The organism is Candidatus Poriferisodalis sp. (assembly GCF_965262965.1).
In the GTDB taxonomy this organism is placed as follows: Bacteria; Actinomycetota; Acidimicrobiia; order Acidimicrobiales; family Poriferisodalaceae; genus Poriferisodalis.
Window position 1 is genome coordinate 336,222 of sequence record NZ_OZ253573.1, and the last position, 19,276, is coordinate 355,497.

At 66.3% G+C, this 19,276-nt stretch carries 15 protein-coding genes; 5 read left to right on the forward strand and 10 right to left on the reverse strand.

The window, feature by feature from the left end; genetic code table 11:
* Positions 1 to 4: 4 nt before the first annotated feature.
* From ACQY5K_RS01695 to ACQY5K_RS01715, 5 genes are all read right to left on the reverse strand, one after another.
* The gene (locus ACQY5K_RS01695; RefSeq protein WP_428119494.1) at positions 5 to 892 is read right to left on the reverse strand and encodes a TIGR03619 family F420-dependent LLM class oxidoreductase; all 888 of its coding nucleotides are present in this window, start codon (positions 890 to 892) and stop codon (positions 5 to 7) included.
* A gap of 50 nt (positions 893 to 942) precedes the next feature.
* Positions 943 to 1,737 carry an SDR family oxidoreductase gene (locus ACQY5K_RS01700; protein ID WP_428119496.1) on the reverse strand — a complete coding sequence of 265 codons (795 nt, stop codon included), beginning with the start codon at positions 1,735 to 1,737 and terminating at the stop codon, positions 943 to 945.
* Positions 1,734 to 3,521, reverse strand: coding sequence for a glutamine--tRNA ligase/YqeY domain fusion protein (locus ACQY5K_RS01705; protein ID WP_428119498.1), 1,788 nt, complete (start codon positions 3,519 to 3,521; stop codon positions 1,734 to 1,736). Before ACQY5K_RS01705 ends, ACQY5K_RS01700 begins: the two co-directional genes overlap by 4 nt.
* A 6-nt stretch (positions 3,522 to 3,527) precedes the next feature.
* Entirely contained in the window at positions 3,528 to 4,457 is a 930-nt protein-coding gene (locus ACQY5K_RS01710) for an SCO6745 family protein (RefSeq protein ID WP_428119500.1), read from the reverse strand.
* Positions 4,458 to 4,708: 251 nt separating this feature from the next.
* Positions 4,709 to 5,860, reverse strand: a complete 1,152-nt coding sequence (locus tag ACQY5K_RS01715) for an HNH endonuclease family protein (RefSeq protein ID WP_428119502.1) — start codon at positions 5,858 to 5,860, stop codon at positions 4,709 to 4,711.
* Between the two features lie 142 nt (positions 5,861 to 6,002).
* On the opposite strand from ACQY5K_RS01715, the gene ACQY5K_RS01720 reads away from it, so the two are divergent.
* On the forward strand, positions 6,003 to 6,224 hold the full coding sequence (locus ACQY5K_RS01720) for a DUF1761 family protein (RefSeq protein ID WP_428119503.1): 222 nt from the start codon (positions 6,003 to 6,005) through the stop codon (positions 6,222 to 6,224).
* Between the two features lie 141 nt (positions 6,225 to 6,365).
* Here ACQY5K_RS01720 and ACQY5K_RS01725 read toward each other — a convergent pair whose 3' ends face one another.
* Entirely contained in the window at positions 6,366 to 6,581 is a 216-nt protein-coding gene (locus tag ACQY5K_RS01725) for a hypothetical protein (RefSeq protein WP_428119505.1), read from the reverse strand.
* A 305-nt stretch (positions 6,582 to 6,886) separates the two neighbouring features.
* On the opposite strand from ACQY5K_RS01725, the gene ACQY5K_RS01730 reads away from it, so the two are divergent.
* Both ACQY5K_RS01730 and ACQY5K_RS01735 read left to right on the forward strand, forming a co-directional pair.
* Complete coding sequence (locus ACQY5K_RS01730; protein WP_428119507.1) at positions 6,887 to 7,300, forward strand: AAA family ATPase; 414 nt, start codon at positions 6,887 to 6,889, stop codon at positions 7,298 to 7,300.
* A gap of 165 nt (positions 7,301 to 7,465) precedes the next feature.
* Complete coding sequence (locus ACQY5K_RS01735) at positions 7,466 to 12,517, forward strand: fibronectin type III domain-containing protein (RefSeq protein WP_428119509.1); 5,052 nt, start codon at positions 7,466 to 7,468, stop codon at positions 12,515 to 12,517.
* A gap of 247 nt (positions 12,518 to 12,764) precedes the next feature.
* On the opposite strand, the gene ACQY5K_RS01740 is transcribed toward ACQY5K_RS01735, so the two are convergent.
* Positions 12,765 to 12,944, reverse strand: coding sequence for a hypothetical protein (locus tag ACQY5K_RS01740; protein WP_428119234.1), 180 nt, complete (start codon positions 12,942 to 12,944; stop codon positions 12,765 to 12,767).
* Positions 12,945 to 12,986: 42 nt separating this feature from the next.
* Between ACQY5K_RS01740 and ACQY5K_RS01745 the strand changes: the two genes are divergently transcribed.
* Positions 12,987 to 13,136: a hypothetical protein gene (locus ACQY5K_RS01745; RefSeq protein WP_428119232.1), complete on the forward strand. Its 150-nt coding sequence runs from the start codon at positions 12,987 to 12,989 to the stop codon at positions 13,134 to 13,136.
* An 826-nt stretch (positions 13,137 to 13,962) separates the two neighbouring features.
* Here ACQY5K_RS01745 and ACQY5K_RS01750 read toward each other — a convergent pair.
* Together ACQY5K_RS01750 and ACQY5K_RS01755 are read right to left on the reverse strand one after the other, a co-directional pair.
* Entirely contained in the window at positions 13,963 to 15,549 is a 1,587-nt protein-coding gene (locus ACQY5K_RS01750) for a phosphotransferase family protein (protein ID WP_428119511.1), read from the reverse strand.
* A gap of 46 nt (positions 15,550 to 15,595) precedes the next feature.
* Positions 15,596 to 16,495 carry a phytanoyl-CoA dioxygenase family protein gene (locus ACQY5K_RS01755; RefSeq protein WP_428119513.1) on the reverse strand — a complete coding sequence of 300 codons (900 nt, stop codon included), beginning with the start codon at positions 16,493 to 16,495 and terminating at the stop codon, positions 15,596 to 15,598.
* 103 nt (positions 16,496 to 16,598) lie between these two features.
* Here ACQY5K_RS01755 and ACQY5K_RS01760 point away from each other — a divergent pair, with 103 nt between their 5' ends.
* Positions 16,599 to 17,906, forward strand: coding sequence for a dihydroorotase (locus ACQY5K_RS01760; protein WP_428119515.1), 1,308 nt, complete (start codon positions 16,599 to 16,601; stop codon positions 17,904 to 17,906).
* A 66-nt stretch (positions 17,907 to 17,972) separates the two neighbouring features.
* On the opposite strand, the gene ACQY5K_RS01765 is transcribed toward ACQY5K_RS01760, so the two are convergent.
* A complete protein-coding gene (locus ACQY5K_RS01765) occupies positions 17,973 to 19,163 on the reverse strand; it encodes a CaiB/BaiF CoA transferase family protein (RefSeq protein ID WP_428119517.1) in 1,191 nt (396 codons plus the stop codon).
* Positions 19,164 to 19,276 lie beyond the last annotated feature (113 nt).

The following is a 19,276-nucleotide window of genomic DNA, read 5'->3' on the forward strand; positions in this document are numbered from 1 at the left end:
TTGCTCAGCCGTTGAACGCCTCAATTGTTGGCGTCAGCTCGTCGAGGTGCTGCAGCGTCTCGTCAGCTGATGGCAGATCGAAATTCACCGGGGTGAACACAAACTGGCTGATTCCCGCTTCGGCGTAGGACTCCAGCCGGTCCATCCGCGGCCATCCCCACACGTACAGCGTGATGGGAATGTCATGAACGTTTTCTCGACCGGCTTCAGCCGCGAGCCGCCGGAAGAGGGCGATCCCGCCGACGACATCGGGCTTGCCCCCCACGTTCATGACGCCGACATCGATCGGACACCATTCGTCTGCGTACTCGGCGGCGTGCTGGATGCCCAACGGCCCGGCGTTGCCCAGCGCTACGGGCACTGATCCGTCCACGGGCTTTGGAAAGATCCACGATTCGCTGTAGCTGTCCCAACGGCCGTCGAATGCAGGCACAGGATCCTCGGACCAGATCGAGCGCATGGCTGCCACCCGCTCGCGCATGGCACCGTAGCGCTGGCGGAACGCCATGTCGGGGCGATGATCTGCCAGCTCCTCTTTGTTCCATCCCACGCCGATGCCCAGCACGACCCGGCCGCCTGAGAGCACGTCGGTTGATGCAACCGTGCGTGCGAGATCGATGATGTCGTGCTGGAGGATGAGGCAGACGCCGGTGCCGAGCTTGATCGTCGACGTCTGTGCGGCGGCGACCCCCATCGAGACGAACGGGTCCATCATGTGCAGGTACGTGCCAGGCAGCTGCCCGCCGTTGGGATACGGACTCTGGCGCGATGTCGGGATGTGGGTGTGCTCGGGATACCAGACCGAGGAGTAGCCGCGTTCCTCGAGTTCTCGGGCCAGATCGCCCGGATCGATGCCGCCGAAATGATTGCCAGTGAGGTATCCGAATCTCATGGCGCGCAGCATAGGCAGCGGGTGCGCGCAGAGCCGAGGAGTGGGCGGGGTCAGCCGCGGCCGACGAGGGGCATTCCGTTCGCCATCACCGTCATGGTGAGCACGTTGGCGTCGGCGGGCAGCTCGGCCATGTACAGGACTGCTCGAGCAACATCGTCGGCGTCCATGAGCGGTTCCGCGCGAATGCTGCCGTCGGGTTGGGGGACGCCCGACGCCATGGCCTGGGTCAGCGGTGACTCGGCATTGCCGATGTCGATCTGGCCGACCGTGATGGCGTGGGAGCGCCCTTCGAGCGACAGGGCCTTGGTGAGACCGGTAATCGCATGCTTGGTCGCGGTGTACGGAGACGAATAGGGGCGCGGTGTTTGCGCTGACACCGACCCGTTATTGATGATGCGGCCGCCTGACGGACGCTGCCGCTTCATATGCGCAAACGCGGCACGGGCGCAGAGCCACGAACCGGTGAGATTCACTGCGACGGTCGCCATCCAGTCGTCGATCGGCAACTCGTCCACCGGCATCGGACGAGTTGCCATGCCAGCGTTGTTGAACAGCAGATCGACTCGGCCGAACTGATCTGTGGCCGCAGCGAACAGCGCATCGACCTGTTCGGGCACCGAGACGTCAACAGTGACGGCAAGCGCTTCACTCGCACACAACCCGACGACATCGTCGAGCAGCTCTCGGCGGCGGCCGCAGATCACCACCTGCCAACCGGCTTGCGAGAGTGACAGCGCACAGGCCTTGCCGACACCGGTGCCGCCACCGGTGATGACTGCCACCCGGCCGCCTGGGGCATCGTCGTTCGAAGCAGCACCGGTTTCGGCTGCTTGCTGCGCGGTCACGGGGCCTCCTTCCGTGGCTGCTTGCCACCTTGCTTGCCACCTTGCTTGGCGGCCTGGGCCTGGCGCTTTTGAATGTTGGCCCACTCGTCGCGCAGACCGACCGTACGGTGGAACAACCTCGGCGTGCTGGCGTCAGCGCAGAAGTAGCCGAGCCGTTCGAACTGCACGACCGCTCCGGGGGCGACGTCTGCGATTGCCGGTTCGGCCACGGCATCGTTGACGACCTCACGCGATGCAGGGTGCACGTCGTCGAGCGGGTCTCCGGTGCGGTCGCCGGGCAGCTCGGCGTCGAAGAGCCGTTCGTAGAGCGCAGCAGTGATCGGCACAGCGTGGTCGACGCTGATCCAGTGGATCGTTGCTTTGACCTTGCGTCCGTCGGGGGCCTGCCCGCCGGATGTCTGCGGGTCATAGGTGCAGTGCACCTCGGTGACATTGCCGTTGTCGTCGGTCACCGCATCGGTGCACCGCACGAGGTAGCCAGCCCGCAGCCGGACTTCTCGTCCAGGGGCCAACCGGAAATACTTCGGCGGCGGGTCAAGCCGGAAATCGTCCTGTTCGATCCACAGCGTCCCGCTGAAGGGCACCTGCCTCGTGCCGGCCGACGGATCTTCTGGGTTGTTCACCGCTTCCCGATATTCGGTGACCGGCGAGCCGTCGCTTTCGGTCGGCCAGTTAGTGATGTCGAGTTTGAGCGGGCGCAGAACGGCCATGCGCCGTGCCGCTGTGGCGTTGAGCTCAGTCCGCACAAATGACTCGAACAGTTCGGGAGCGTGCCGGCTGTTGGTGCGAGCGACGCCGATGAATGCACAGAACTCCCGGATCGCTGCGGGCGGATAGCCGCGCCGTCGCAGGGCCCGCAGCGTCGGCAGGCGGGGGTCGTCCCAGCCATTCACCTGCCCACCGTCAACGAGACGGCGCAGGACCCGCTTGGAGGTGACTGTGTGGGTCAGCTCCAGCCGGGCGAACTCGGTCTGGTAGGGCCGCTCACCGGTGTGGCCGAGGTCATCGAGCGGCAAGTGCTCCAAGTACCAGTCGTACAGGGCCCGGTTGTCCCGGAACTCCAGTGTGCACAGCGAATGGGTGACGCCCTCGATGGCGTCGCTCTGGCCGTGTGCCCAGTCGTAGGTGGGGTAGATGCACCAGCGGTCGCCGCTGCGGTAGTGGTGCTCGTGACGGATGCGATACATCACCGGGTCGCGCATCTGCATGTTCTCGTGCTGCATGTCGATGCGAGCACGCAGCACCCGGCTGCCATCGCGATGCCGGCCCGCCGCCATCTCCCGGAATACACGCAAGTTGTCTTCGATCGGCCGGTCGCGGCAGGGGCTGTCGGTGCCGGGACGGCCGAAGCCTCCGCGCCCGGCCGAGATGGCCTCCGAGTCCTGATCGTCGATGTAGGCCAGCCCTCGTTCGATGAGCATCTCGGCCCACGCGTACAGCTGCTCGAAGTAGTCAGAGGCGTAGCGGATCTCGTGCGGTTCGAAGCCGAGCCAGGCAAGGTCTTCGACCATGGCATCGACGTACTCAGGACTCTCGGTGGCGGGGTTCGTGTCGTCGAAGCGCAACAAGCAGCGTCCGCCGAACTCGGAGGCAACGGTGAAGTCCAGACAGATTGCTTTGGCATGCCCGATGTGGAGGTAGCCGTTGGGTTCGGGGGGAAAGCGGGTCTGGACCCGTCCGGCGAACCGGTCGGAAGCGAGGTCCGCCTCGACAAGATCCCGAATGAAGTCGCGCCCGCTGCCCTCGCCTGATGAAGGTTTCGAAGCGGCAGAGCGAGAGGACACAGCTCCTCAGGCGGCGACGGTGACGTGCGGTGGAGGCCAGACGCCCGCGACGATGCCGGTCTCGACGAGGTACGCCGTGATGCGCTCGAGGCGAGTAAGCAGCGTCTCGAATTCGTCGACGGTCAGGGCATCGGCGGCGGCGGATGACAGGCGGTCCGTGTCGCGCTCCACGGCTCTGCGGGCGGCGTTGCCTTCGGGGGTCTGCTCGCCGTCTGGGGTGATCCAGCCGCGATCGATGAGCCGCTGGCAGGCTGCCTCCCACTCTTGCGCGTTCCAGCCGCGGATCTTCTGGATGGTGGCGCCGTTTCCGTGGCCGCCAGTGGTCATCATGACGTGGCACTCGACGGGATCCAGGTCGCCGGCTGCGAGCGCAATGTTGTGCCCGTCGAAGCGGAACTCGCGCAGCAGCGTGCAGCCGTGCCACAGGTCCATGACGTCACCTCCGCCATCACCGCTGGCTGTGCTGGCGTGCCCGGCGGTACCGCCGCCGGGCCATGGCTCACTGGCCCATGCCGCATACAACGGCCTGGCACCGATCGGAAGCTGATCCGCGAAGCTGCGCAAGGCCGCTGCAGCGCCAGAGATGTCGTCGGGGTGTGGATAGTCACCGAGGGCCCGCAGCATCGCCGCCGTGGTCAGTTCGAGCTGGCGGGCACGTACCGCGTCGGGCGCCATGATGTCCCAGCACGTCGGCATCGCCCGCTCCACCATCCGGGGGGCGAAGTTGTAGAACACCGCCGTCACCGCCGGAGCACTCACGGTGCCCATCGGGGCTGAGCGGTAGGCGAAGTAGGCATGCCACCAGCCCTTGAAGCCGTCGTCGTTGAATCCGTAGATCTCCGGCGAGTAGTACGCCACCGTGTGGATCGGCTCGACCGTGCGGCCCAGCCGCCGGATGGGGCTGCGACGGTCTTCAGTACGGGGAATCTCGCCCATCTGCGCTCCCTTGCTGGAGGTCGCCGCAATGGTATGGGGCAGCGGCCTTGACCGCAGTTCTCCGCACAGCACGGAACTATGGTTTCGCCCATGACCGTTCACCGAATGCACCACGAAGCAACCGTCGAGATCGCCGCAACGCCCGACGCCGTGTACAGATTGGTGTCGGACGTGCCGACGTTGTCCGCTCCGCCATGGCCACAACCCTCGCTGCCATCAACGCAGCCGCCGAGGGGTAGTACTTGGACTGCCTATGACTGGCAGCCGACTCCGTTGCCGTCCCGGTCGAGGCGGTATGGGTCCTCGCCGATGACGATGACCGTCACGGGCTTCTGGGCAGCCGTCAAGTCGCCGCAGTTGATCGCATCGCCCGGAAGGTTCGGCAGGCACGGTTCGTAGGCAGGGTGGCAGTCGTTGCCGGCATCGTCGGTTTCGGCGGCGTCTGCTTCGCCGTCGTCTGGTTCGCCCTCGTCCGATGCGGTGTCGTCGGGTTCCCGAGTCAGTGATGTCGTGGTTGCTGGCTGTGGGTCGCTGAAGTCGAACTCGTCTCCGGTGCACGCGTCGAGTGCGTCATCGAGAACTCGTTGCTCGACGGAGTCCACAGCGAGATCCCAACGTGACTTCACGGCGACCCAATCGGCTGTGTATTGGCATCGGTAGGCGTCCTCAGGCGGCCACCACTCTGAAGGATCCCGAGCGCTCTTACTGCGGTTGGATGACGCTGTGACGGCAACGAGCGAACGGGGATCGTCGAGATCGTTGGCGTACCGGGTCCAGGTGTCGGCGGTCCACAAGTGCCCGCCGGATTGCCAAGCTTCGACGAGGGGCACTAGGTGGTCGATGTCGAGATCGGCTGCCACGGTCACGCTGACGTTGTCGTACAGCGACAGCCATGTGCCGTCGGAACGCCGTTCCGCTGCCAGGACTCGATCTCGGGTTGAGCGTCCGTTTCTGTAGAGCCAACCGTCGAATACGGCCTCGCGGTCGTAGCCCCGGCGTTGTTCAGCTTCGACACGCAATCGCTCAAACAGCCCGATGACACTCCGCCGGCGTTCGAGATCCGCTGCTTCGGCTTCAGGGTCCCGAATGCTCGCATCGGGAAACGTGACCGGTGGCAGCACTCTTGTGTCGTCGTCACCGGTGGCAGTGGATTCTGTTTCCGATCCTCGGTCTGTGGTGGTTTCCGGTGTCGTGCCCGTTTCAGTGCCCAAGTCGTGGGCGGGCTCGTTCGGCGTCGTGGCGACACGGCCACCCTCAACTTCGCCGGACGGGCCCGTCGCAAGCGGTGCTCGTGCCGTGGTCGGCGCACCTGACGGAGTCTCGGCAGGACGCTCTGCCCCTGGCGGATCCTGATTCGGAGTCGTGGAGGCGCACGCTGAGGCGAGAGCCAGCCCGGCAGCCACGAGACCCCACCGATGCAACCTGACGCAGACCGCCGTGTGGATCGAGTGACGGCACCGCATCTGACCCGAAATGTAGAAGGCGCCCGGGTCACCGTGCCGGATGCCGGGTCGAGCTCGAGCAGATGACACCTACGCTTCGGAGATGGATGGAATGGACTTTGGGAGCTTGAACTACTGGGCGATCATCGTGGCGGTGATCTTCAACCAGATGCTGGGTGCGGCGTGGTACAGCACGCTGGCTAAGCCGTGGATGGCCGAAGTGGGCCTTACCGACGATGACATGGCTGCGATGAAGGGAACCCCTCGACAGAGCCCAACCATTATGAGTGTTGCAAGTGAGTTGAGTGTAGATGTCGTGTGCTGATGCCCAGTGGTGGAGTCGGCGGGGCATGTGGTTGAGTTTGTCCTCGATGACCGAGAGCCGCAGCTGTGCGATGTCGAGGCTGGTGCCTTTGGGGAGCCATCGGCGCAGCAGTGCGTTGGTGTGCTCGTTGGTGGGTCGCTGTCACGGCGAGCGCGGCTCGCAGAAGAACACCTCGATGCCGAGCGCGGCCTCGATGTCGGCCCGGCGGGCCTTCTCGCGGCCTTGGTCCCAGGTGAGGGTGCGCACCAGCCCGCCGGGCTGGCGGCCCAGCGCCGCGGCAGCTTCGCCCAGGAGCCGGCGGGCAGGCCGCTGCGCGCGTCGCTCGCGTAGCACGCCCGGTAGATCGTCTGCGCGCACACGCTCATGCCCGCCTCGCGCAGGTCCGCCGCGGTCGCGTGCGGGGACCACCTCAGCTTCAAGCGCTCATCGACCGCAGCGGCCAGCACCGGATCATCCGCCAGCTTGGAGACGCGAACGCGTCGCGCCCTCGCGCATGCCCACGCGTGCGCCGAGCGGGCGTCATAGCCCGCCCGCCCCCAGCGACGACTCGATGAACACCCGCTCATCCAAACTCAGCCTCGCTGCCATACTCGACACCTCGATCGGTCGGCTGCATGTGTAGGCAACGGCCATCATGACCGTTCACTTGCAACCACCCACCGATGGAGTTCGCCCCCCTTGACCAACCAGCGGTACGCGATGCAGTGTCGTGCGACCCCGCGACCTTCGTCTCGGGGCCCGCGCCCGTATGCATCGACGAATTCCAGAAAGCACCCGTGGTTCTCGATGCCATCAAGGCCGAGCTGAATCGGAACCGTGCGCCAGGGCGGTTCGTGATCACGGGATCGACGAGATTCGACGCCTTGCCGACTGCGGCGCAGGCACTGACCGGCCGCATTCACATCGTCGATGTTCTGCCGTTCTCGCAGGGCGAGACGACAGCTCATTGGCGGACACACGACGGCCAAGAGGCCGGCTTGGTCATCGAGCGCGTCGACGGGTCCGTCGTCGCCCTCGTTGTCCAGGGGTGGTCGGCCGCGGTAACGTCTGTCATTGATGCACAGGTCTTTGACTGAAGGTGTTGCGGTGAGCCAAGCAGTGAACGACTCGATTTATTCTCGCTATGAGGGCCGAGGGCAGACCGGCTCGACGGCGTGAGACTCCCCCCCCCCCCCCCCCCCCGATCTTGCCGTCGGCGAGCCGATCGGGCTGCGGGACGGCTCGAAGCCGCCGTTGTCGCGGTGACTTCGGCCGTCCGCGACGGCGGCGTCCGGCTGCGTCGGCCGATGCGTGCGCTGGCTGTGTTCGTGCTGCTGGTCACGGCGCTGGCTGTGGCCACGCCCCTGTCCCAGGCGCAGACACCGACGCCGGTGACGCTGGTGTCGAACGCCAGCGGGATTCCTAGTCATCACCAGAACTTTTACGCGGCGCAGAGCTTCACGACGGGGAGCACCACCGGCGGGTACACGCTGTCCGATGTCCGCATTTATCTGAGCGCAAATCAAAGCAGCAATTGGGCGCCGGCGGTCAAGATCCGGGAGAACAACGCCAGCAACCAGCCAGGCGATGTGGTCGCCGCGCTCACGAACCCGGCCACCCTCACCAAGAATGCGGTTAATACTTTCACAGCGCCGGCGAACACCACCCTTTCGGCGTCGACGGTCTACTGGGTGTACGTCAACGACGGCGTCACCGGCCGCGGCAACCGAGGAAGGTTCGGTTATACGAACAGCACTTCTGAGACGGGTCTGGCGGGCTGGTCCATCGCCGATTCACGGTTGACGTCTAACGATGGCACCACTTGGAATGCGTCGGGCTCGGTGCTGTCGATGGAGCTCAAGGGCTACGCGACCAGCCCGCCCGCCACCACCACCACGACGACGACCACGACGACCACGACCGCGCCGGTCAACAGTGCGCCGGTGTTCGCGGCTGCTTCGTTGACGCGCAGTCTGGCGGAGAACACCGCGGCGAACACGAATGTGGGGGCGGTGGTTCCTGCGGCGACCGACGCCAACAGCGACTCGTTGACGTATTCGATGGAGGGCACAGACAGCGTCTCGTTCACTTTCGATGCGGCGACGCGGCGTATCAAGACCAAGTCGGGTGTGTCCTATGACTTTGAGACCAAGGCCAGTTATTCGGTGACGATCAAGGCTTCCGACGGCACCGCCAGCGACACGGTGACGGTCACTATCACCTTGACTGATGTGGCCGAGCAGCCGGCGACACCGGCGGCGCCGTCGGTGTCGGCGGGGTCGAAGACGAGCCTGGACGTGGCCTGGACCGCGCCGGCCCGCAACGGGGGACCCGCACTGACCGGCTACGACGTGCAGTATCGGGATGGTTCCAGCGGCCCGTTCGCGGCGTGGTCGCATTCGGGCACGTCCACCTCAGCAACGATCACCGGGCTGACCGCCGATATCAGCTATCAGGTGCAGGTACGCGCCCGCAACGGGGAGACCCCCAGTGCATGGTCGCCCTCTGGTAACGGCGTCACCCATGCCAACGCTGCGCCGGTGTTCGCGGCTGCTTCGTTGACGCGCAGTCTCGCGGAGAACACCGCCGCGAACACGAATGTGGGAGCGGCTGTTGCGGCGGCGACCGACGCCAACAGCGACACGTTGACGTATTCGATGGAGGGCGGGGACAGCGTCTCGTTCACGTTCGATCCGGCGACGCGGCAGATCAAGACCAGGTCGGGTGTGTCTTATGACTTTGAGAGCAACACGACCATCTTCTCGGTGACGATCAGGGTCTCCGACGGCACGGCCAGCGACACGGTGACGGTCACTATCACCTTGACTGATGTGGCTGAGCAGCCGGCGACACCGGCTGCGCCGTCGGTGTCGGCTACGTCGGGTTCGACGACGAGCCTGAACGTGGCCTGGGGTGCGCCGGGCCGTAACGGAGGACCCGCTCTGAGCGGCTACAGCGTGCAGTATCGGGCTGGTTCGAGCGGTGTGTTCAGGTCGTGGTCGCATTCGGGTACGTCGGTGTCGGCGACGATCACCGGGCTGACCGCGAATACCAGCTATGAGGTGCAGGTACGGGCTCTCAACGGGGAGACGCCCAGTGCATGGTCGCCGTCGGGCACGGGCCGCACCAACTCGCCTGCCAACAGTGCGCCGGTGTTCGCGGCTGCTTCGTTGACGCGCAGTGTGGCGGAGAACACCGCCGCTAACACGAATGTGGGGGCGGTGGTTCCCGCGGCGACCGACGCCGACAGCGGTGACACGTTGACTTATTCGATGGAGGGCGCCGACTCCGGCTCGTTCAGCTTCGATGCGGCGACGCGGCGTATCAAGACCAGGTCGGGTGTGACCTATGACTTTGAGACCAAGACGAGTTATTCGGTGACGATCAAGGCTTCCGACGGGACGGCCAGCGACACGGTGCCGGTCACTATCAACTTGACTGATGTGGCTGAGCAGCCCGCGACACCGGCTGCGCCGTCGGTGTCGGCTACGTCGGGTTCGACGACGAGTGTGGACGTGGCCTGGACTGCGCCTGGCCGCAACGGAGGACCCGTACTGACCGGCTACAGCGTCCAGTACCGTGTCGGTTCCAGCGGCGTGTTCAGGGCCTGGTCGCATTCGGGGACGTCCACGTCAGCGACGATCACCGCGCTGACCGCCAACACCAGCTATCAAGTGCAGATACGCGCCCTCAACGGGGAGACGCCCAGTGCATGGTCGCCGTCGGGCACGGGCCGCACCAACTCGCCGACCAACAGGGCGCCGGTGTTCGCGGCTGCTTCGTTGACGCGCAGTCTCGCGGAGAACACCGCCGCGAACACGAATGTGGGGGCGGTGGTTCCCGCGGCGACCGACGCCGACAGCGGCGACACGTTGACTTATTCGATGGAGGGCGCCGACTCCGCCTCGTTCAGCTTCGATGCGGCGACGCGGCGTATCAAGACCAGGTCGGGCGTGGTCTATGACTTTGAGACCAAGACGAGTTATTCGGTGACGATCAAGGCTTCCGACGGCACGGCCAGCGACACGGTGCCGGTCACCATCAACTTGACTGACGTGGCTGAGCAGCCGGCGACACCGGCGGCGCCGGTGGTGTCGGCTACGTCGGGTTCGACGACGAGTGTGGAGGTGGCCTGGAGCGCGCCGGGCCGCGACGGGGGCCCCGCGCTGGTCGGCTACGGCGTGCAGTATCGGGCGGGTTCGAGCGGTGTGTTCAGGTCGTGGTCGCATTCGGGGACGTCTACGTCGGCGACGATCACGGGCCTGTCCGCCGGCACGGCCTACGAGGTTCGGGTGCAGGCTCTCAACGGGGAGACGCCCAGCGGTTGGTCGCCGTCGGGCTCGGGCCACACCAGCGCGCCCGCCAACAGCGCGCCCGCCGGCAGGCCGCCCGCCAGCAGGCCGCCCGCCGCCAGCCCGCCCACCCGCAGCGTGCCGTTCTTCCCGGTGCCCGACGTCTATGTCGGCGGCGGCAGGGCCAGGCCGAGTCTTGTGGATTTTGAGTGGACGGTGGAGCATGACATCGAGAGCCTCGACGGCGGTCAGGGCCGGCCGACGGGTTCGTGGTCCGACGGTGCCGTTTTCTGGATCGCCGACAGCGACGGCGACGGCGAGGTGTACGCCTATGGCCTGGCCATGGGCGAGCGGGTCGAGGGGAGCGAGTTCGTGCTCGACGACGCGAACCGCGCCCCTCGCGGCTTGTGGTCCCGGACGGGGATTGCCTGGGTGTCCGACAGCGGCCGGGACCGTGTCTTTGTCTATGACCTCGACAGCGGCGACCGCCTCGCCGAGCGCGAGATCGCGTTGGATCAGGCCAACGGCGATGTCCGCGGCATCTGGTCCGACGGCGGGACCTTGTGGGTGCTCGACCGCGCGCGGGCGCTTTTCGCCTACGACCTGTCGAGCGGGCATCTGCTCGCGCACCACCTGCTCGACAGCGCCAACAGCGATCCCCGCGACCTGTGGTCCGACGGTGTCACTGTCTGGGTCTCCGACCATGGCGCCGAGCGTCTGTTCGCCTACCGGCTGCCCGTCGTGCCCGCGCAGCCGGGCGCGGTCAGCGCCGCGCAGGCCGACAGCGGCGAGCCGCGGCTTCTCGAGCGTGTCCCTCGTGAGGAGTTCGGGGAGCTTTCCGGCGCCGGCAACAGCAGTCCTAGCGGGATCTGGTCCGACGGCGACGTCATGTACGTGGTCGACGACAGGGACCGCCGCGTCTACACCTACAACATGCCCGACGCCATCGACGCGCGCCTCGCCGCGCTCTGGCTCAGCGGCGTCGACTTCGGCGGGTTCGACCGCGACCGCACCGGCTATGTCGCCGTCGCCGGGCAGGGCGTGACCGAGACCGTCGTGACCGCCGAAGCGACACAGCGCCGCGCCGATGTCGAGATCAAGCCCGGCGACGCCGACGCCGCCGACGGCCACCAGGTCGCGCTCGGCGGCCTCGCGGCGATCACCGTCACGGTGACCTCCGCCGACGCCAGCCGCACCAAGACCTACCGTGTCGCCTTCGCTGTGCCCGCGGACGTCGACGCGCCCGGGCTGCACCTGGCCGGCGCACACCCGTGGGTGGCATCGGACTGCTCCGGCGACGTGCCGATCATCGTGGCCTCCGACGCCGACGCACAATCGGACATCTACTCAGCAGTCACCCTGGCAGGGATCATCGGCACGGACTGCATAGTGCTCGCCGGCGCCCGCGAAGCGTCCATGCCCCAAAGCCAAGCCGCACGGCTCGCCGCAGCAGCACACGGCGGCTACGTCGTCGGCGGCGAAGCAGCGGTGCCCCCCGCCAAGCTCGCCGACCGCGACATGTCACGAATCTGGGGCGGCAACCGATGGACGACCGCCCAAAAAATCGCCGACCAAGCAACCCGGCCGGCCCCAGGCACTCCCGCGGAGACACCCGCTGCCCAACCCGCGCCGCTGCCCGCGGACGTCGGCGCGCCAGGGCTGCACCTGGCCGGCGCACACCCATGGGTGGCGTCGGACTGCTCCGGGGACACGCCCATCGTGGTGGCTTCGGATGCCATGGCACAATCCGACATCTACTCAGCAGTCACCCTCGCACGCATCATCGGCACCGACTGCGTGATACTGGCCGGCGCACGCGAAGCGGCCATGCCCCACAGCCAAGCGACACGGCTGGCCGCAGCAGCACCACACGGCGGCTATGTCATCGGCGGCCCAACAGCAGTGCCCGCCGCCAAAATCGCCGACCGTCACAACATCACCCGCATCGCCGGCCCGAACCGCTGGCAAACCGCCCAAAAAGTCGGACACCAAGCACGCACACTCACCAACAGCACCCAATAAACCGCCGTCACAGCCGCACAGGAACACCCCAGTGCACCGCGCACCGACGCCACGCCGGCCTGGACCGGGTTTCCCGGCTTGAAGTCTTGTCAGGGAGCGTACGCCAGCATCACGATTCGCTCTGAGGCCGATGCGGCACCGTCGAATCTCGCGGCTTCAGCTCGGACACGGTTCGAGCTGCTGGGCGGCGTGGAACTGTCGTTGTCCCCACGTGAGCCGATGCGCGAAATGTTGCTTTGAGGGCAGCTCAGTCTTCGACATGCAGACCCAACGCCACGGCAAGTTCGGTCACGAAGGCCAAGCCGTTGCCGACGCTGAGGTCTGCGTGAACGATGTCTGTGTTGAACCAGTCGTGGCCTCGTCCGTCGCTGTCGTAGATGATTGCCGTATGTCCAGCTTGTTCGACGATGGCCAGCAGTATCCGCATCGGCTCACGTGCGCGGTCAGCGGCGACTTCAACTTGTCGTGAGTGCCAGATGAATCCGGCGGCCGGTTGCCCGCCGATCGATGCCCGAGTCCGCTGCTGCGCCCATCTGCGTGCGCACCCACAGTGCTGTGGGGGACCGGCAATGAGCTGCTCACGCCCGATCCCGTAGTGGTCGAGTTGGTCGTCGCGTAGGTCTATGACGCGAAGGCCTGTCAGGCATGTGACACGGCGCAGGCATCGACCACGCAGATCTGTGCGCCGAATGGTTGCAGTTGCACCCCCAGACGTCGTGCAAGGCGCTCTCCAGCAGCGCACCTACGTGGTTCTGTGCCAGATAGACGTGGGGGATCGGCTGGCCGTCGGTGGCGGGAAGTGGGCTGAATCGGCTGTCGCCGACCCCTGTGCTGTTGAAGACCTCGGCGTGGCGCGACACGTTGAACCACGATGTCCCAGCCGGTCATCCCAGCGTCTTGCAGGACAGAGATCACCGGCTGCCAGTGTGCACGGAACTCAAGTGCCTCATCGAGCAGGACGGCCGGAATGTGAGTCCCGCCGTTCACTGTGACGGCCAGCACTTCGCCTCGCTTGCCGGCCCGCTGGATCTGTTTGTGCACGGTGTTCACAGGCCGCCCATGCGCTGGGCGAGTTGCTTGACAGTGAATGCCCCGCTGTCGAGCAAGCTCTGTCGAGCGGCATGCACACGGTGGGCGTTGAGGATGCCGGCTTCCATGTTGGGTCACAGATACCGAAGCACTATTGGTGACAGCTATGACACACGATGCGGCGCTCGGGGGTCGATGTGCTTGTTACCGAGTGGCTATGGCTCGCGGAGCGGATCGTCGTAGGTGAGCAGTTCGACGGCGCTTCAGCCCATCGTCAAGATTTCGCACTGTGATGCTGGCCACGAACCCGTCTTCATTCCCTTTGCAAGTCGATTCCTTTTACCTGGAGATTGTGCCTTGCAATCATTGTAGTCAATGCACTTAATGCAATCAGTGTGGCCCGGTGGTTCGGATGGCTAAGAGCTGGCGATGTGGCGAAAGGCGGAGTATCTCGGCTGGTCGATCGCCACCTGGTGGGCCACTGAGGTGCGCAGGTAGTCCGCGAGGCCTGAGGTGTCGAGCGCCATGGACCCGTCTCGCAGTTGATGCACGAGTTTCCAGCGCAGGGCCGTGAGCTGCTCGGTGATGTCGGCGTCGGCGACATGGCCATCGCCGGGAAGACTCTCGCTGGACCGCAGGCTCCCATCGTCCAGCAGGGCTACAAGCTGGTCCAGTTCGTAGCGATGCAGTTGCGGGCCAATCAGCCGCTCACGCAGCGCAATGTCGATGGAGTTGCCCGCCACGAGCGCCAAGAAGCTCGTTCGGCCGTCGGTGGCCTGCCGCACCTCCCCATGCAGGAAATCTCGAACACTCTCGAGGATCTCGTCGACACGGGGCATGTCCCCGGCCGCAGCATTCGCCTCCGCGCTGGTCGTACTTCCCCCAAGTGCTGACACCTCCGCAGCTCGGCGCCCGAAATCAGACGCAAGCAGCCCCAGCGAATGCACCGCAGGCAAGAACTTGACCGGCCCCGGAATGATGAGATGCGCACAGTCGAGCTGGCATTCAGAACTGCGGCGGCCGATCGCCGGGCGCTCGACTGTGGCGTCGGATCCTTGGCGGTACCGATCGGCCATCCCCAGGCATCCCACCGCCCACCAGAACGACCCGAACACCTCCCAGTACTGCACCCGGTCGGGGTCGACCGGCACCCCGGCGACATTCTCGTAGCCGGCGAACAGGTCGTCGTAGTGCCCGAATCCGCCCACGGGCAGGTGCCGCTGCCCGAAGCGCCACGAATTGGTGCACATCCAGCCGAGATCTCGCATCGGGTCGCCGATGTGGGCCGTCTCCCAGTCCAGCACCGCGACGAGCCCCGCGTCGGCGTCCACCATCACGTTGCCGTTGCGGAAATCATTGTGCACGAGCGTCAGCTCGACCCGATCCTGCCCGTCGAGTTGGGTGGCCAGCCAGCGGGCGGCGTAGTCGATCATCGGCTGCGGCGTCGATAGCTCCCGGTAGCGATCCCAGGTCTCGTTGAGATATTCGCTGGGCTGGGCGCGCCGCAGCACATCGCCCAAGCCGGTCGAACCCACATCGATCCGATGAATGCGCGCCATCTCCTGCCCGCACTGAAACGCCAACTGCGACCGCACCCCCTCAAGCTCGGCGGCCCGAGTGATGCGAGCACCGAGCGTGACCCCATCCAGCCATTCCATGATGAAGCCCGCACCGACGCCGTCTCCCGGAACCAGCACGTACAGCAGCTCAGGCTCAGGCACGCCCGCCAGACGAGCCGTGCTCATGCACAGCGCCTCGGCTTCGACGCCGGTGACGTTGTCGCCCTCGCGGTCCATGCCGTCAGGCCCCCGCCGTAGGCAGATCTCGAAGACACCGCCCGGGTCCGAAACACGGCGACACCGAAGCCGATACGTCTCCATGCTCGCCCCGCCGCTGAGCCGTTCGGCGTCAACCAGCCCGTCGCAGTCACGGATCTCGCGCCGCAGAACTGCGTCAAGAGCTTCGGCGAAGGTGGGCAGCACGTGCTGACGGTCGTCACTCATGGCTGGGCGAACCTCTCGGCGACGGCGCATCCGGCCCTGGAGCGACTCAGCCGTCCTTTTGCTGGGAGCCGAAGATGGTGGGCGGACCCTTGCGTGACCAGTCGGGGGCGACATGCATCGCCCGTCCCTCGATCGTGAGCTTCTGAGTGGCCTCCTCCCCGCCGCAGATCCGCCCGCCGTTGGGGCCGGTGACACCGTTCACACCGCAATTCGCAATCGGATACGACCCCAGCGCCGAGTACGTCTGCAGCAGCAGGGGCCGGGGCCGGGGCGAGTTGTTCGGCATCGAGCCATGCACCATGCAGCAGTTGTGAACCGTGACCGAACCCGCCGGTCCGCCGAGATATTCCATAGCGTCGAGGTCGAGCCCGGCAGCGTCGTCGTCGCTCATCGCCCCGGCCCAGTTTCCGTCGGACCCATACAGGTCATACAGCGACCCCAGATGGCTGCCCGGCAGCACGCCCATCGGCGACATTTCCGGATCGACGTCGGAGAGATACACACCGATCGTCAGCGGCGTGAAATCGGTGTGCGGCCAGAATTGGATGTCCTGGTGCCACTTGACCTCTTCACCGCCTTCGGACCATTTGAAGTTGAGCTTGGAGTGGTGGTACCGGACGGGGCCGCCGAGCAGCGCAGAGGCCAGTTGCGCCGGTGGACCTTCGAAGGTGAAGCGGGCGTACGTCGGGTGCTGGTCCACAGGTGAGATGAGACGGCGCAGCCTCGGTGCGTCGGCCGTGTGCGTGGGCTCCAGATCGAACACCTTGCCCGAGGTGGTCTCAGCCCGGCTGGCCTCGATGAACTCCGCCGTCACGGCGCGCAGCTCAGCCAGCCATTCGGGGCCGACGAACTCAGGCAGGCACAAGTAGCCATTCGCCTCGTAGTCGGCCCTGCGGCGGTCCGAGACAGCGCTGACGGCGACCGGGGGAGCTTTCGCAAGCGTCATGGCCGAAACCGTACCGGCTCGTGCCCTCCGAGTCAGAGAGCGCTGCCCGCAGCACGACCAAGACGTTCGCCCGACGCCGTGATGCGTTGCTTAGGGTGAAGCGATGGCAGCGGATCTCGTGATCACGGGTGGCAGGCTCACAGACGCAGCGAAGCCGCTCACCGTGGACCCTGTCGACGTCGTCATCGAAGATGGGCAGATCGTCGCCGTCATGCCCGCCGGCGACGCTGGCCCCGCTCGCCGCACGCTCGATGCCACCGGCGCATTGGTGATGCCTGGGTTTGTCGATATTCAGGTGCACTTCCGCACGCCGGGCGGCACCGAGAGCGAGGACATCGCATCGGGTGCGGCCGGAGCGGCGATGGGCGGCGTCACGGCTTGCGTGATGATGCCGAACACGAATCCGACCATCGACAGCCCCGACATGGTCCGCGAAGTGCTCTCGCTTGCCACCGGAGCCCCGTGCGACGTGCGGACCTCCGCCGCGATCACGCTGGGCCGACAAGGCGAGCGGCTTACCGATATGGCGGCGCTGCATGCCGCCGGTGTTCGGGTGTTTACCGACGACGGCGATTGCGTGGCCGACGACGCCCTCATGGAGATGGCGCTCGCCGCCACCGTCGGCCTGCCGGGCTCCGTGGTCAGCCAGCACGCCGAGGACCCGTCGATGGTTGCGGGCGGGGTCATCAACGACGGTGCGGTCGCGCAGCGCCTGGGTCTCGCCGGCCGTCCGGCGGCGGCCGAGGAGAGCATCGTGGCGCGTGATCTGGCACTCGCAGCCACGACCGGGGGTCGGTACCACGTCTTGCACCTGTCCACGTCTGCTGCGATGGCCCGAGTCTCGATTGCGAAGCGAAACGGCCTCAATGCGACAGCGGAGGTGACGCCACAGCATCTCGTGCTTACCGAGGACGACATCGAGCGACTCGGCACGACCGGCAAGATGAACCCCCCACTGCGCCTGCGCAGCGACGTAGAAGCCTTGCGCCTCGGAATCTGCGACGGCACCCTCGACGCGGTCGCGACTGATCACGCGCCGCACCACCCCTCGCTGAAGGACACCTCGCTGCGCGATGCCGCTGCGGGCATGACCGGCGTGGAGACGATGGCATCGGTGATCTGGTCAGAGATGGTGGAAGCGGGCGCAATGTCGCCCGCCCGTTTTGTCGAGGTGGTCTCGATGGCGCCGGCACGCATTGCCGGTATTGCCGAGCACGGTCACCGCGTCGAAGCGGGGATGCCCGCCAACCTCGCAGTGTTCGATCCCGCCCAGCACTGGACGGTCCACGCTGACGAGCTGCAGTCACGCAGTCGCAACACGCCATGGGCGGGTCGCGAACTCACCGGCAAAGTGCGCCACACCGTGCTGGCCGGCCGCCCCGTGGTTGCCGACGGCGAACTCTGCAGCTGAGCCTCGGGATCGACCCCGGCGGCTGAGCCCGGCGACTCAGCCGTGCCTCAGCCGTGCCTGACGCAGCTACCAGGCCCCCGCCTCGCGCCACCGCTCCAGGTCGTCCCATTCGACGCCAAGCTCGAGCAGCACTTCCTCGGTGTGCTGGCCAAGCTCAGGCACTTGGTTGCTGAACCGCGTCGGCGTGTCGCTCATCGTGATCGGGCACCCCACCCAGGTCTGTTCGCCCCATTCGTCGTGGTCGGCCTTGGCCAGGTAGCCGTTGGCATAGGGCTGCTCGCTGGCCACAACTTCGGAATGCGAGCGCACCGCGCAGAACCGCTGTTCCTCTGCCTCGAGCCGCTTTGACCATTCCTCGGTGGTCCGCGTCCCGAACACCTCGATGAAGAACGCCCGCATCTCCGCAGACACTTCCGGGCTGACGAAGTAGGCATTGAACGTCGGATGGTCCACCATGTCGGGCCGCTCGATGGCCCTGCACATGCCTGGCCACAAGTGCTCGGGGCAGCCCGCCATGGCCAAGTAGCCGTCGGCGGTGGGGAAGATGCCGTACAGCGCGTGCACCAGGGGATGCCCGCCGTTCGAACGGCCTGCTTCGTTGCCTGTCAGCAGCAGGTGGGTGTACTCGACCGCCTGGAGCCAGATCTGCCCGCCCAGCAGGCTGACGTCGACTCGCTGACCCCGGCCCGTGCGTTCACGGGCGAACAGCGCTGCAATCACCCCCGTCTGGAGGTTCTGCGAGCCGCAATGGTCAGCCACCAGCGAGCCATACGTGGACAGCGGGCCGCCGTCATACCCGCTGGACGCAATCACGCCCCCAGAGGCCTGCCCTGCAATGTCGGCGCCCTCGCGCAAGGCGTCGGGCCCGACGGGGCCCAAGAAACTGCCCGCCGCCCAGATGATCCCGGGGTTCACTTCGGCGAGCTCCTCGTAGCTCAGGCCCCACTCATCGAGCGTGCCCGGCTTGAAGTTCGACAGCACCACGTCGGAGGTCTCGACCAGGCGCAAGAACGCCTCCCGACCCGCCCCGATGCGCAGATCCAGCGTCACTGAACGCTTGCCACGGTTGCAGGCGATGAACACCGAGGTATGGCCGAAGTCCTCCAGCATGTCCACATGGCGGCCCACGTCGCCGATGCCCGGCAGCTCGATTTTGATCACCTCGGCGCCGAGGTCGTGCAGCATCTCGGCCGCCTGGGGACCCTGCACCAGTGTGGACAGGTCCAGAACTCGAATTCCGTCAAGTGCACCGGCCATGATTCCCCCTGAGTCCGTGGATTGCCGATGATGGTAGTGAGCGCTTCGCCAGCCGCCTGCCAGCGGCCCGGCGGCGCCCCGACAGCCGGCGGTGGCTGCTACCTGGGTGGTGC